This is a genomic window from Paenibacillus sp. FSL R5-0912, assembly GCF_000758605.1.
Lineage (GTDB): Bacteria > Bacillota > Bacilli > Paenibacillales > Paenibacillaceae > Paenibacillus_AQ.
This window is the reverse complement of sequence record NZ_CP009282.1, coordinates 2,883,479-2,897,274: the sequence shown is the minus strand read 5'-3', so window position 1 is coordinate 2,897,274 and position 13,796 is coordinate 2,883,479. Positions and strand designations below refer to the sequence as shown.

Genomic DNA, 13,796 nt, shown 5'->3' with positions numbered 1-13,796 from the left:
TCCCACCTTTTATCACATTTCTGTATTGTCCATTGCTATTTCGGTCCCCTGTTCCTGCCTTTGCCCCGTTCCTATGAAGAAGGAAAATAAGATGCCCAGCAGCAGACAGGCACTGCCGTATTTGAATGTATCACTGAACGAAGAGACCAATCCGGAATATAGCTCAGGCTGAATTCGCTCAGGCCACAGTTTCTTCACCTCGTCTTGCTGAGCCTGAAGAACGGCTTTGGTCATCTCCAATTTGTCCGGAGCCACACCAGCCAGCAATTTGGCCCCTCTCTCCTGCATCAAGCCGATAACGCTCTCCATCTGGGGAACTTCGCTACTGCTGGATACCTCGATCTCATTCACAGCACTAATCAATTCCTCTTGAGCGGCGGCGCTGAAGACTTTATCCGAATGGATAATGTCGATAATATCGGACTTTGCAGCCGCAATTTCACTACCAGTCGTCGTATTCAAAATAGTGACAATGATAGCTACACCAAGCACTGCCCCGATAGAGCGCGTCATATTCATAATTCCCGACGTAATACCAACCTTATCTTTAGGGACATTGCCGATGGCCGAATTCATTGTAGGCGCCAGCGCAAACCCCATACCCGCACCTGCGATAGCCAGTCTGTATATTACATCAAGCCGGTCAGACCCTGCAGTCAGGTCATTCATAAGGAACATCGACAGTGCGATGCAAGCCATGCCGGCAATGATAAGCCAGCGTTCCCCTACCCTTTTGAGCAGCAGACTGGTAATTACCGAGAAGAGGGCCGAGGCCAACGGCATAACAGATAGAGTCACACCAGCCTCAAGCTCGCTGAGCCCCATCAACCGAGTCATGAAAAAAGAAATAAGCAGCGATATTGTCATGATGCCCGCGCCTAATATAAGCAGCGTTAAGGAGGCGGCGTTAAAGGTGACATTCCTGAGGAGTGACAGGGGGATCATTGGCTTCTTTGTTGTAAGCTCAACCCAGACAAATAAAGCCATAAAGATCAAAAAGGCTAAAAACAAGCTCAAGATAAGCGGAGATGTCCAACCTTCGTCGTTGGCCTGAATAAGCGCATAGGTGATAGAGAACAGCGAGACGGACAATGCAGACATCCCCAGAAAGTCGAGTTGTTTGCCCGCAGTAGGATCATAGGATTCTTTGATGCAAAAGATCACTAAGAAGAGAGCGACAATGCCGATTGGTACGTTGATCAAGAATATCGACTGCCAGTTGAACTGATCGGATAAGAATCCTCCAAGCGTCGGTCCGCTGGCTGCTGCCAGCCCCGATACTACGGACCAAATGCCCAGCACCTTCCCCTGCTTGTCTTCCGGAGCCAAGTCCAGTGCAAGCGGTATGGATACCGGCAGAATAATTCCGCCGAATAAGCCTTGAAGCACGCGAAACAAGATAAGCATCTCAGAGGATGATGAGATAGCACATAGAAATGACATCAGTGTAAAGAAAAAGATACCGATCCCAAATATCCTCTTACGGCCAAACTGGTCGGCCAATCTTGAAGCTGTAATGATAAAAACAGCAAATGCCAAATTATACCCGTTGATTACCCAAGTTATGTTTTTCAGCGTAGTATTGTAGTAACTCATCATCTCGGGAAGGGTGATGTTAATGATCGTCGTATCCAGTAATGCCATGAAAAAACCAAAAATAACTGCCACAAATGCTAATTTGTTTTTTGTCCCGTTTATCATTATCCGATCTCCACTCCCAGATTTTTATAATTGACTAATTGTAATATTTTTCTTTAATCTCCTCCGGCATTTCTGGCTCATGTGCAATCCACCAGCATAACGTATTCACTCTCAGCACGACAAAAGCAACAGCCAATACACTGATTACTTTCCAAGGAATTCTTTTCATTTGGGCTAAATTCATGATCAGGTTCTCTCCCTAAGATTGCTTGATTTTGGTAACGCGGGTTCTCACATTATTTTAGTTGACTAGTTCTTCATCAAAATGATTACAAATTGAAAAATCAGCCAATGAATGCAAATCAATTTTCGGCATAAACTTACTGCCCATAATACTGCCTATTAGTTGGCTGTCATATTCATTACTGCACTGATTTAAGTAAGGAGTGTACACCTTGTTAATAGACCTGTAATATAGCTTCTCACTCTTGTTCAGGTTAGTCGGGGCCTCGTCAATGAACTCATAGTGATTAAAGTGTAAAGAGCGCAGCAATGAGCTATGCAAATAGCGGTTATTAATAGATTCTGGATAAACAATATTAACGTAAGGGATATCCTGCTGAAAAAATGCCAGAACTGATTTGGCTACAAAATCCACAGGCACTATGTTGACCTTTGAGTCGGGGGAAATGTGAATTCTTACACTTTCTGTGCTACCCTGATTTTGTAAATTCCAAAAGAACTTTGTCCAGCCGTAAAACACATCAAACTTGGAGATGTAATACAGCGGTGCATCAATAAGTCTTCCGCAGACCACGCTTGGCCTCAAAATCTGATACTTGATATTTTTTTCGGTGCAATAGCTCTGAATGAATTTTTCGGTCAGATTTTTGCATTTCTCATAATGATTTCTGTAACTATTATCTTGATAAAAAGTGAAGTTATCTCCGATTACTCCATCCACAATGCCACACGAAAATGCAGTGCTCATATACACCAATTTACTGTTAAACTGTTCTATGGCATGAATTAGATTTATTGTTCCCAGCCAATTAGTATGATGGACCTCTTGTTCAGCCGCAGCAGTATTAAAAAGATTAACAGATCCTGCATTATGTATAACGAACAACTGCTCGTCTCTGGGGATTAGCGAATACAACTGCTGCCCAAGATCAGAATCTTCTAAATTGCCATCAATGGCGGTGATATTTTCCGCTAATTCCTGGTAGCCATACTTTTTGAGATACTCGGGAAGATACTCATGAGTCAATAAATGCTCAACTCTTGCGGCTGCCGAGAGACCCTTTTTTCCCCGTAATAGAATATATATTTTATTTCTCCATGAAGTTTCCATAGCCACTTTCAGAAACTCGTATAACACGTGTCTCCCAATAAAACCTGTGACGCCGGTAATGAGAACATTGCCTTGAAGCTTAGAGGGTATCATAGAATCTCCTGAAGTATTCATATATTCCCCTCCTTGTCCTCTAGCAAACTATGAATTCCGGGAACCTCGCTTTGCTGTTCTTCAGAACTATAAACCGGACGAGACACATCCATGTTACAACCTCCCATAATATATTTTTGTATAGTTATCTATACAACGTTATTAATTTCACAAACATAAACAATATGTACTTTATTTTCATTAATCGTCCCGGAATCTTACGCATTAGCCTGGCTCATTTGCCACTTGCTGTTTGCAGCAGGCTTTGATCTCCACAAAACCGGATAATTGCGAAACCGTTAAGCCCAGCAGGCTTGCCAACAAGAATGGATTAGTATTTTGCAGGAAAATTAATAAGCCATATGCGAAAATCAGAAGACTATTAATTAAAGTACCTATTAGTTGTATTTTCTTCTGTTTTGACCTTGGAATTGAAGATATTAGAGACCAGAGTATCAGCAGTAACGCGGCTCCCCAAATGATCCTGTATAGAATAAGTTGATGTTGAAAGAAATGTATGGCTAGCATACATAATAAAAAGGTACCTACAGATATGAAATAGCATTGTAAAAATGTTCCCGCATGTCTTCCGCCCCTCATACTTCTTATTAAGAAGACCGTCCCTACCCAGGCTAGAGCTTCTACAAAACTCCCCAAAATAACAGATAAAATTATCATCGTACTGAAAATAAGCATGGATTCGATCATGGCCTGTAATCCGTAACGGATTATCGCCAGCTCCTTCTGCATGATTACTTTATGATGGACCATCCTCTCACCCGCAATATTTAATAACATCTCTATCATTTTTTTCCATCCCCTTGTAAATAATATAGGATAATTATTCCTTCAAAGGAACACCTTATATGCGAACCGCATTAAATTCTATGCGAAATGCATTTTTATGTATTAATTTTTAGAACTAGCCTTGTGTTGATCTATAGGCCAAATTTGCTATACTTTAAATATATGGAATGAATGGGAGAGAAGAACTAATGCTGTACGGTGGAATATGTGACGATGAAAGCGAAGTTTACGAAGAATTAAGTCAGTTTTTCACACATTTTGAGAGGGATTTTAATTGTAAATTCAGTTTAACTTATTTTTCTTCAGGAGAAGAACTGCTGGAACATTATCAAAGCAAAAAGCCTCCTCATTTACATTTTCTCTTTCTTGACATTGAAATGTCAGGTATAAACGGCCTGGAAACGGCAAAACAAATCCGTTCCTTCCCTAATAAAGAAGTCGCCATCCTATTTTTAAGCAGCTACCCGGAATATGTCATGGAAAGCTTTGAAGTATTTACATTCCAGTATTTACTAAAACCACTGGTGTATAGTACTTTTGAATCAAAAATGAGACGGCTCTATGACCATCTAAATTCTGCCGTAAAATATTCAATCATTTTGAAAGAGGAGCAAGGAGAGAATATTATACCATTGTCAGAAGTTATATCTATTTTGAAAGTAAAGCATTCTTTGGCACAGAATAAGTTGAATATTATCACTACAGATGGAAATTTTTCTGTTACAGGAACTATATCATCCTATTCCGTGAAATTAGGCGCGCCCTTCCTGCGCATTTATAGATCAATTATTGTAAATATGGATTATATCCGAAAGTTTACTGTTCATTCCGTTGTGCTGAGCAACGATCAGGAATTACCTATAAGCAGAGCTCACAGTAAGCAAATCAAAGATTCCTATACACAATATATGGCAGGAAAATATATTCCATGAAAATAACCCTGCTATTTTTTCTAGGAACGACTCTCATACAGCTTGTTCTACTAAATCGCTATTTTTTTGCTTTGCTCGGTTCTTCTCAACAAAATAAACTGCAAATTACTTTCCATTATCTGCTGAGCGGAATTATCATTTATTCATCTTCAATCTCTTTTTTTCCTGTGGTCATAACAGGTTTATTATCAATGTGTAGTGCATTTATCATCTCTAAGTGCTACCCTGCCCGGGTAGAATCGAAATTGATTTTTTCAATTGTATACGTCATTCTGGGTTTCATAGCGGAAACATTGTCATATGGACTCATTTTGCAATTTCATCTCACATCCGATGCTGTAGACTTAAGCAAAGAACAAACACGGTTACTCATTTTATTGCTATCCTCACTTATTTTTTTCTTGTTCATTGTATTTATCAAATTATTTAAAAGACAAAGGGACTACAAGCTGAACACCTGGTACTATCTTGTACTGATCATCATCAATATCGTTAGTCTTTTTATTTTAAATACGCTTTTCTTCTATGCACAAGAAAATAACATGTATATTTATTCAGCAATTGCTGTCCTATTAATCAATGTTACTATTATCTATTTATTTGATGAATTAATTGAAAACTTCCAGATGAAAGATGAGCTGCAAAGATTACATAAACAGACTGATTATCAAAATGCCAGCTATCAGAAAGTCTCAAACTCATTTCAAATGACTAAACAAATTATCCATGATACGAATAAGCACTTTATATATATCCGTGCCTGCATTCAAGCAGGGGAAAGGGAAAAGGCACTTGGCCATATTAGCCAAACTATGCAAGCGATGAGGAATTCTTATTTCGCGATAGCTTCAGGTAACCTGGTCATTGATTCTTTGCTAAATAATGCAATAAATATTTCTAATGAGAGAAATATACGAATAACGCATCATATAAGTATAGAGAATCTGGACAAGATAGATCCTTTTGACCTGTGCATAGTAATCGGTAATATCTTGGATAATGCAGTCGAAGCGGCTCAACTTCTTCCTACACCAGCAGAACGGTTTATATTAATTCGAATCTTCACACAGTATCAAATGCTAACCATTTATTCCGAAAATTCATACACGCCGAACAACAAAAGGAGAATAAAGAAGAATAATGAGCTACATGGAGTAGGCCTGCTCAATATCCGGCAGATCACTGAAAGATATGGAGGTCATCTTACTGTAACGGCAAGAGAAACATTCAAAACTATTGTTGTCCTTCCAATAAATCGGGAAGCCTAATTTCATAAACCCTTATATATTTCAAGACCGTGGCTGCGTGGGTTCCATGCGGTCTTTTTTACAATTTCCACAGCTTTTCCGTTATGGTACAGTATCTGTAAACCGCCTTCGATATAGTCGGCTCCACTGATCATCTGCTTCACCATCGCTGGTGTGGCGGGCGTCTCGTTGCCCTGAAGCTAACGCCTCCACTCTGCTCTGTTCGAGTGCTTCAACTTTCATCTTTCTCATCCTTTCCCTTTCAGCATTTCCTTTCTAAAATAAAAAAATATTCATTTCCCGCAAAGGATAAAATAACACTATGAAACATTCACTGATTGCTGCCATTACCAAAAGCCCGCTCCGCACTTCGTTATACCACTTCACCCGCGCCAAGAATTTGCCCGCAATGGCTACACTTGACGCATTGTACGCCTCATCCGTATTATGTCCAGCGCATGCAGCCGGAGTACGCCGGACTACAGCCCTCCAGGTACAATACGCCGGGCAGCCGGTTATCCTGAATTCCCATCTGCGCATCACACCTGAAGCAATGGACCCGGACACAACCCCTGAGGAATTACGTCTCTGCCTTGACCGCCATGTCTTCTTGTGGCCGACCTGGCGGGATTGCCTGGCCATGGCGGCGATGTACTCCCGCAGAGAGCCCGGCGAAGTTTTTGCCATCCTGAAATTCGACGCCTGCGAGCTGCTCGCCGGACAGTTTGATCGGATCAAGCTGTCCAAATATGATTCTGGCAGCTCGCCCAGATTCCCGCACCGGATGTCCTACCGCAAAAGCTGCGGGATGCTGCTGCCCATTGCTGAGTTCATGTCAACAGCCGGGCCGGCGATACCCACCAAACCTTCGGAAATCAAGGAAGTGCTGGTCGAAGGACAAATATCACCGCTCAGCCGGTATTTGCAGACGGTCTATTGTTCGGAGCCGCAGCTGGTTCCTGAGATCTGGCAGCCTGTATGTCAACCGCTGGCTCTGACGGCACATTAATTGCCGCTAGCCTTGTAACTTATGTCGCATCGTGATATAGTCACGTTATGACATAGTCACGGCAAGACATATTATATTAAAGGCCATGAGTTATGCACAATGAACTGGCGAAGCAGGTGATCGTGTTGTCCACAATGGATAAAGTGCTGAAAAAGTACGTGCCGATGACAGAGACGGCCTTCTATATTCTGTTGTCCTTAACCATCCCACGCCACGGATATGGAATCATCAAGCATGTGGATGAGCTGTCTGAGGGCCGGCTTAGACTGGGTTCCGGTACGGTATATGGAACTTTGACGAAGATGAACAAAGATGGACTGATCGTTGTATTCGCCGATGAAGAGAGAAAAACGGTGTACGAGGTATCAGATCTGGGGAAAGCAGTAATGCGCGCAGAAATCAGCAGATTAAAGGAACTTCACCGTAATGCCATTACCAGTGAGGAGGAATTTGTATGAAAAGGGTTTTTAGGCCCCTCTGGAGCTACGACCTGCCCAAATCAGAAGCCTGGCTGGCCGATATGGCTAGCCGGGGATGGATGCTGGCGGAGTGGAATCTGCTGCTGCGACAGTTTACGTTCCGGCAGTCTGAGCCGGTTCAGCTTACTTATCAGATCGGTTATGCTCCATCCTCCCAGCCTTACATGTCTTCCTATCTTGCTGCTGAAGGCTGGAGCAAGCGCCTGCAGCAAGGCAAGTGGACCGTCTACGAGAATGATCAGCAGCCGTCACAGATTAAGGCCTACCCTTCCCGCAAGGATGTCTTGAGGCGAAACCACAAAATCTCATATATTTTTATGGGAATACTTCTTTATATGCTGCTCATTGCAATGATTCCGCTGATTGCTCTAGGCTTCTCCTTGACCCAGGATGCTCCACTTCAGGTACAGCAAAGCCCTATGTGGGCAGTTACCTGGGCCGCAGCAGCCTTGGCTGTGATCCTGCTCGTACTTGCCATCTATTCTATTATTAAGCTCCGGGCGGCCAGCAAGGTGTTAATCTCGGATTATGAGGACTTCAAGAAGACTCACGAGCCGCAGAGGCCGGCGGGCGTTACAATGAAGCGGTTGAAGTTAGGCTGGATGTACGCTCCTGACCGGCTGGAGGAATGGCTGGAGGATAAGGAACGGCTGGGATGGAATCTGTATAAAGTCGGCCCGGGAGGCACCCTGTTCCATTTCAGCCAAGGCAGTCCACGTATCATGAAGTATCACGCCGACTATCAGGTCATTGGCGATGAAGAGTATTTCGAGCTGCACCGGCAGGCAGGCTGGGATAAGGTCTATAGCTCATCCTCTTCTCTGCAGAAATGGACCCTCTGGAGCCGGGAGGAGCTGAAGCGTGCTGAACAACCGGAAATCTACAGTGACCCGTATCACCGCTTGAAGCATGCCCGTAAAATTGCCATCAGCTATACAGCATTGTTTCTTCCGATGATTCTGCTCTACAGCCTGAATGTGACGGCATTTATTGACGACATGCTGCAAGACGGAGTCACCGCTTCCCGGGCATGGAATACTTCACTTATGTTCCTCTGTATCCTTCTCTTCGGCTCGTTCGCAGGAAGAACCTGGCTGTATTACCGGCGGCTTAAGAAGCTGTAGGTATTGCACCGCAACAAAAGGCGTATACCGGAAGTCATACTCCAAACGGAGCAGCTTCAAGGATACGCCTTAAGCATATGCTTACCATATTTCAGAAAAATTGCGGATATTGCTTGGACATCACCTGTACCCGGTCCAGCAATGTATTAGAATGCTCCATCACAATCTTGCGCATTCCCTCCACATCACGCTTGCGGGTGGCCGCTACCATCTTCACATGTTTATCAATATCGGATGGCTGCACGCCCTCCATCTTGCCGTACAGCAGACGGATCCTGTTATAATGCGAGGCAACCTCTTCAATTGTAAACCAGGATAGCTCTTCGCCCGCCGTCTGAAAGATCAGCTGGTGAAAACGATTGTCCTTGAAATAAAATTCCCGGAAATATTTCTTATCCATATATTTCTTCTGTTTGTTAATCAGTTCCTGCATCGTATCTGCTACAAGCTCACTGCATTTGCGGATGAATTCATCAATCACGGCAGATTCAAGCGATGTGCGGATGAACCATTCCTCGCGGACCCGCTGCAGATCAATTTTGGAGACTACTGTTTTGCGCTGAGGATATATTTCCACCAGTCCAGACTGTTGAAGGCGGACTACTGCTTCCCGTACCGGTGTCCGGCTTACGCCATAGCGTTCAGAGAGCTTCTGCACACTGACATCCATTCCCGGCTCCAACGTCATATTCATGATGTCTTCTCTTATTTTATTGTAAGTTACATCATTTAGTGAATTACTGTTATTAATAATCTTCAACGGGTTCCCTACACCTTCCTGAACTCACTCCTAGTACATCACGATATATTTTCTCCGCACTGGCAGCATCATAGCTGTAATACAACAGAACATCCAGAATAAACGGCGCGTAGCTGAGTCTATTCAGTTCCTGTGTAAAGGCCATGGCTCCCACTTCACTCAAGGTGCGTATTGTAGAATAATTCTTGAACCCAAGCAGGTTCCATAGCAGAATCTTCTCAGTCCGGGTGTAGATTTCATGTGCAAACTGGTCTTCTACAAAATGAAAAATTTCGTGGCCAAGGATAGTATTCATTATACCAGCTTGCTGAAAAAGTTCAACTAGCCCCGGCTCCTCCTCCCGGACCAGCTCCACCGCCCTGCGCACGGGCTCTTCCATAATTTCGATGGTGTACGGTGGGGTATAGCAGGCAAAAAGCACACGTTTCCCTGTCATAAGCGCACTTTGAAATTCTAGCTTTAGCTTCAATTTGTCCGCGATCACGCGGACATCACGGGTTCCATATTCAAGGATGATGCGCTGTGCGTATGCTTTGCCGCAGGCTGTAGCTCTCTCAATCATCTCTGTCTTGTTTTCAGGCAGAATGCGCCGGTTCAGAATGTCCCTGGAAAAAGCGTACAGCCCCCAAGCCTCATCCTCTACCTGCAGCAAATCACGCATCATTACACCCAGCTTCATCTGCACCTGCATGCTGCCCCCATTCTTCATTCCTTCATTAATATCGCTATGAATGGCCTCAATAGATTAGCGTTAGCTCTGCTTGACATTGGCAGCGACAACGATAACCTCCGTATCCGGCTCAAACGTGGAAATTTCGATATCCATAAGCAGCTCCAGCTGTTCGAAATCGGAGGCGGTAAAGTCCATCACCCGGGCACCGATACACAGATAGAAGTCCGGCCGGGCAATCAGTTCAGTCTGGTAGACAGCCATAGCCTCCCAGAGCTTTTTGACGGCATTCAGGTAATCTCCGGCAGTTGTCTTGAGGGCCATCGCCCGGCCTCGTTGCACCTTAATGAACCCTTTGGTGTCTAAGATGCGCACTGCACCCGCTTCACCGGCCTTGTCAACCTTTTCGCCGAAAATGCTGACATACCTCGTTTTCTCAAGCAGTTGTGTCCGGTCGATGGAAATACGCATATCCTTCGCGGCCAGCTCGCGGAGCTCCGCTTCATCACATTCCTTCAGCAGCTCGGTCGTCTTCACCTCCGTGGAACCCGTAGCAATCGCGGTAACCTTTGACGTCTGCGGATCAATATCGATATGGATCTCGATGCTTTCCGGAGTGGCTCCACTCTGAATCGCTTTGTTCATTGCTTCCATTTTGAGTGCGGCAATCACTTCTTTGGAAGGTGACGGAATGATCCGCTCAACAACGTCCCGAACCATCGACAGGGCAACACCAATGGACGAGATCACCTCAGCATTCTCAGGAATACTGTATTTCAGGCCCATTTTCTCTGAGAAATAGACGATCAGCGAAGCGGCTCCCCCGCCAACTCCCACCAGGGAGATCTGGTCTTTCTCCAGTTTGTATTTCTCGGCCAGCGACAGAATGATCGGTTCGATCTTCGCATACGCTTTTTCCATAATCTGCTTCGCAATATCTTCGGCCGTGGTTCCGCAATAATCGGCTAAGGCCTGCATCGCCCGTCTGGCGGCTTCCACATTCCCGTAGGAGAAATGCTCCGGCTTCACAAGGCCCAGCACGTTCGCAGCACAGGAATTCGTGATCGTCACACGCTCCCCGTTCTCCAGACGGATGGCTACATAATCTGCCGGATCACCCGGTTTGGGCGAGAAAAATTCCACCTTGGCGCCCTTAATCTTGTCCGGATCGGTAAAGACCGAATAATCCAGGCCGCCGATATGTGCCGATCTGGGCCCGACATCCACTACTCCGCTTTTGTTCGCCCGGATCATGGAGCCGCCAGCAACACCGAGTACGCGCACATCCAGTGAATTGACATAGGTAGGGTGACCGCCGACGATTGAATAGTCAATGGCCGGACGGCCATTTTTGATAACCCCAATATTGGTTGTGGTTCCGCCCACCTCGAAATACACACCGTTAGAGGCTCTCAGATACATCAAAGACCCCATGACTGAGGCAGCCGGACCCGATAACATCGTAAGCACAGGACGTTTCTTCATTTCGCTGATTTCCATAACCCCGCCGTCGCCTCTCATGATCATCAGAGGTACATGGACGCCGGCTTCCCTTACGGACTGTTCAGTTGAATTGGCGGTGTCCAGCATCTTGGGCAGAATGCTTGCATTGATTGCTGCTGTTCTCGTTCTGCGGGTGAGCCCGTACAATTTGGTGATATCGGATGCCATGGTGGTCGGAATGCCTTTTTTCTCAGCTTCTATATAGACGAGCTCTTCAGGTCTGCCATTATCTACGCCAAAAGCCATGGAAGGCACAATCACCTGTGCTCCCTGACGCTTAAGATCATCGATGACCTGTAGCACGGAGGCTTCGGACATTTTCTTAATGTTAATGAAGCTATTGTAGATTTTGATCTCTTTGCTGTTGCCCAGATCGATGTTCTGCAGTTTGGTCTGACGTTTGGCCAGCCAGCCTTCAAGGCCGCCCTTAGCCATGCCAATGATGCCAACCTGTGCGATATCACCTTCAATCAGCGCATTGGTTGCCTGCGTCGTGCTGTGTGCAACGAAGACTACATCTTCCGGCTTGATGTTATTTTCTTTCAGACAATTCTGAAAACATTTCACAACACCGGCGGCTACACCTCTCTCATGATCATGCGTAGTCTTGACGGACGATTTCCCGATAATTTCATGTGTTTCATTGTCGATGGCAACTGCTTTTGTATGTGTTCCACCGACGTCGATCCCCATTCTAACCATTTTACCCATATGATTTCTCCGTTTCTCTTCATTAAATTGTACTGAAGGCTAATAACCGGCTCCTGGCTGACAGGGACGCAGCAGCCGGTTCATTTGGACATAAGCGGTGCTACACCAAATTTCCGTACATGAAGAATACAATCGCGCACAGAATAATCCCGATAATCCAGCCTGTAGGAATGGACATCTTCATATATTCCTTGGCCGGAACCTTCGTATATCCGAAGCCCCAGGCTACCCAGGATTGGGTAACGTCCAAATGCTGCGGAGCTACTGTAGTGATGGCGAACAAAGGATACAGAAACTGTACAGGCCAAGCTGCGGTAGCCACAACTACTGCCAGAATGGCCGATCCGGAACCGACCAGGTTCATCGGGCCGCGGAAGAAGCCAAGCGGTGTCAGGATGGCGAATACGATACAGAGCAATAACGCCGTCTGAGGCATTGCACCATCAAGCAAGGTTTTGAAGTAAGGAGAAGCATAGGTTGCAGCATTATTGAACATGGACAGTGTGAGCAAGAATCCGATCATCGGCGCCACATCGATAGCCCCGTCTGCGAATTGCTTCGACAGCATTCTGCAAACGCTTGCAAATCCACCCTTTAACTTGCCGCAAGTCAGTAAAGCGAACAGACCGGCAACGATAAATCCGAAGATAATCGGGAGTTTGAACACCACTACACCGATTACCGGCAGAATGATGGAAATCCAGGAGATTGCAGGGGCATCAACCGTAGCTCCGGCATCCGGAGTGGCTGCCCAGGCACGGGAAACCTTCTTGTTCATGGACAGGTTAGATACCACCAGAACAACAATCAGGGAGACAGCCATCGCAATCATGCCGAATTTGAAGTATGTATTGTAGTCGTAGCTGGCATAACTTTCATTGGCTGTAGCAAAAATAGCCTGATACTGCTTGAAGTTAACAATGTTCCCGAAGATACCCGCCATAATTGAGCCCATGAAGGAGAACAAGGCAATCGGTGAAGGTATTCCCAGTGACAGCATGATCGGCAAGACGATTACGGCGATGGAGATTACCGGACCGATACCCGTCATAGAGGTGAAGATTACCGCAGTAACAATACATAAGAGCGACATCGTAATTCTTGGTTTGTCTCCGCCAAGCTCTACCACCTTACGGATCAGCGTTGCAGCAATCCCTGTGTCAATCAAGACTCTGCCGAAGAAGGCGCCGAAGAAGATATTAACCAGAATCGCTTTACCGTAGTTCTCCGGACCCGTCTGGAAGACGTTCGTCAGGACGTCAATAAATGTCTTACCCTCCATAACGGAGGTTGGATGAATGGAATTGCCGATCAGGGCAATTGATGTCCACAGGACCGACATGACGAAGAAGCCCACCATGAGGTTATACCCCTTAACGCAGTACCACACCAATCCAAAAAATGATAAGACCATAATGAAACCGATTACAACATTAGCCACATCCACAAAATAACCTCCTGAAATA

Annotated in this window: 13 protein-coding genes; 5 read left to right on the top strand and 8 right to left on the bottom strand. The window is 45.3% G+C overall.

The features are described from left to right. Positions 1-12: 12 nt before the first annotated feature. From R50912_RS12115 to R50912_RS12105, 4 genes are all read right to left on the bottom strand, one after another. The gene (locus R50912_RS12115; RefSeq protein WP_042235094.1) at positions 13-1,701 is read right to left on the bottom strand and encodes a DHA2 family efflux MFS transporter permease subunit; all 1,689 of its coding nucleotides are present in this window, start codon (positions 1,699-1,701) and stop codon (positions 13-15) included. Between the two features lie 34 nt (positions 1,702-1,735). Then, positions 1,736-1,885: a cyclic lactone autoinducer peptide gene (locus tag R50912_RS34150; protein WP_081956472.1), complete on the bottom strand. Its 150-nt coding sequence runs from the start codon at positions 1,883-1,885 to the stop codon at positions 1,736-1,738. 57 nt (positions 1,886-1,942) lie between these two features. Next, on the bottom strand, positions 1,943-3,109 hold the full coding sequence (locus R50912_RS12110; protein ID WP_042235093.1) for an SDR family oxidoreductase: 1,167 nt from the start codon (positions 3,107-3,109) through the stop codon (positions 1,943-1,945). A 204-nt stretch (positions 3,110-3,313) separates the two neighbouring features. Further along, a complete protein-coding gene (locus R50912_RS12105) occupies positions 3,314-3,895 on the bottom strand; it encodes an accessory gene regulator B family protein (RefSeq protein ID WP_042235091.1) in 582 nt (193 codons plus the stop codon). A gap of 188 nt (positions 3,896-4,083) precedes the next feature. Between R50912_RS12105 and R50912_RS12100 the strand changes: the two genes are divergently transcribed. From R50912_RS12100 to R50912_RS12080, 5 genes are all read left to right on the top strand, one after another. Then, on the top strand, positions 4,084-4,827 hold the full coding sequence (locus R50912_RS12100) for a LytR/AlgR family response regulator transcription factor (RefSeq protein WP_052416241.1): 744 nt from the start codon (positions 4,084-4,086) through the stop codon (positions 4,825-4,827). After that, positions 4,824-6,095 carry a sensor histidine kinase gene (locus tag R50912_RS12095; RefSeq protein WP_042235088.1) on the top strand — a complete coding sequence of 424 codons (1,272 nt, stop codon included), beginning with the start codon at positions 4,824-4,826 and terminating at the stop codon, positions 6,093-6,095. Before R50912_RS12100 ends, R50912_RS12095 begins: the two co-directional genes overlap by 4 nt. Before the next feature lie 301 nt (positions 6,096-6,396). Continuing rightward, positions 6,397-7,083 carry a DUF7002 family protein gene (locus R50912_RS12090; RefSeq protein WP_042235087.1) on the top strand — a complete coding sequence of 229 codons (687 nt, stop codon included), beginning with the start codon at positions 6,397-6,399 and terminating at the stop codon, positions 7,081-7,083. Positions 7,084-7,175: 92 nt separating this feature from the next. After that, positions 7,176-7,541, top strand: a complete 366-nt coding sequence (locus R50912_RS12085; protein ID WP_231575337.1) for a PadR family transcriptional regulator — start codon at positions 7,176-7,178, stop codon at positions 7,539-7,541. Then, positions 7,538-8,686 carry a DUF2812 domain-containing protein gene (locus R50912_RS12080; protein WP_042235084.1) on the top strand — a complete coding sequence of 383 codons (1,149 nt, stop codon included), beginning with the start codon at positions 7,538-7,540 and terminating at the stop codon, positions 8,684-8,686. The genes R50912_RS12085 and R50912_RS12080 overlap by 4 nt, the downstream gene beginning before the upstream one ends. Before the next feature lie 91 nt (positions 8,687-8,777). On the opposite strand, the gene R50912_RS12075 is transcribed toward R50912_RS12080, so the two are convergent. The 4 genes from R50912_RS12075 to R50912_RS12060 form a co-directional block, all read right to left on the bottom strand. Then, positions 8,778-9,446: a GntR family transcriptional regulator gene (locus R50912_RS12075; protein WP_269322099.1), complete on the bottom strand. Its 669-nt coding sequence runs from the start codon at positions 9,444-9,446 to the stop codon at positions 8,778-8,780. Further along, positions 9,433-10,137 carry a hypothetical protein gene (locus R50912_RS12070; RefSeq protein ID WP_052416831.1) on the bottom strand — a complete coding sequence of 235 codons (705 nt, stop codon included), beginning with the start codon at positions 10,135-10,137 and terminating at the stop codon, positions 9,433-9,435. Before R50912_RS12070 ends, R50912_RS12075 begins: the two co-directional genes overlap by 14 nt. A 60-nt stretch (positions 10,138-10,197) precedes the next feature. Then, complete coding sequence (locus R50912_RS12065; protein ID WP_042235080.1) at positions 10,198-12,330, bottom strand: hydantoinase/oxoprolinase family protein; 2,133 nt, start codon at positions 12,328-12,330, stop codon at positions 10,198-10,200. A gap of 100 nt (positions 12,331-12,430) precedes the next feature. Further along, positions 12,431-13,777: a citrate transporter gene (locus R50912_RS12060; protein WP_081956470.1), complete on the bottom strand. Its 1,347-nt coding sequence runs from the start codon at positions 13,775-13,777 to the stop codon at positions 12,431-12,433. Between the last annotated feature and the right edge of the window lie 19 nt (positions 13,778-13,796).

What these genes read in the sequence shown, in the direction of transcription:
- R50912_RS12115 (WP_042235094.1), bottom strand. Translation starts at nt 1,701, where the DNA reads ATGATAAACGGGACAAAAAACAAATTAGCATTTGTGGCAGTTATTTTT.
- R50912_RS34150 (WP_081956472.1), bottom strand. Translation starts at nt 1,885, where the DNA reads ATGAATTTAGCCCAAATGAAAAGAATTCCTTGGAAAGTAATCAGTGTA.
- R50912_RS12110 (WP_042235093.1), bottom strand. Translation starts at nt 3,109, where the DNA reads ATGAATACTTCAGGAGATTCTATGATACCCTCTAAGCTTCAAGGCAAT.
- R50912_RS12105 (WP_042235091.1), bottom strand. Translation starts at nt 3,895, where the DNA reads ATGATAGAGATGTTATTAAATATTGCGGGTGAGAGGATGGTCCATCAT.
- R50912_RS12100 (WP_052416241.1), top strand. Translation starts at nt 4,084, where the DNA reads ATGCTGTACGGTGGAATATGTGACGATGAAAGCGAAGTTTACGAAGAA.
- R50912_RS12095 (WP_042235088.1), top strand. Translation starts at nt 4,824, where the DNA reads ATGAAAATAACCCTGCTATTTTTTCTAGGAACGACTCTCATACAGCTT.
- R50912_RS12090 (WP_042235087.1), top strand. Translation starts at nt 6,397, where the DNA reads ATGAAACATTCACTGATTGCTGCCATTACCAAAAGCCCGCTCCGCACT.
- R50912_RS12085 (WP_231575337.1), top strand. Translation starts at nt 7,176, where the DNA reads ATGCACAATGAACTGGCGAAGCAGGTGATCGTGTTGTCCACAATGGAT.
- R50912_RS12080 (WP_042235084.1), top strand. Translation starts at nt 7,538, where the DNA reads ATGAAAAGGGTTTTTAGGCCCCTCTGGAGCTACGACCTGCCCAAATCA.
- R50912_RS12070 (WP_052416831.1), bottom strand. Translation starts at nt 10,137, where the DNA reads ATGCAGGTGCAGATGAAGCTGGGTGTAATGATGCGTGATTTGCTGCAG.
- R50912_RS12065 (WP_042235080.1), bottom strand. Translation starts at nt 12,330, where the DNA reads ATGGGTAAAATGGTTAGAATGGGGATCGACGTCGGTGGAACACATACA.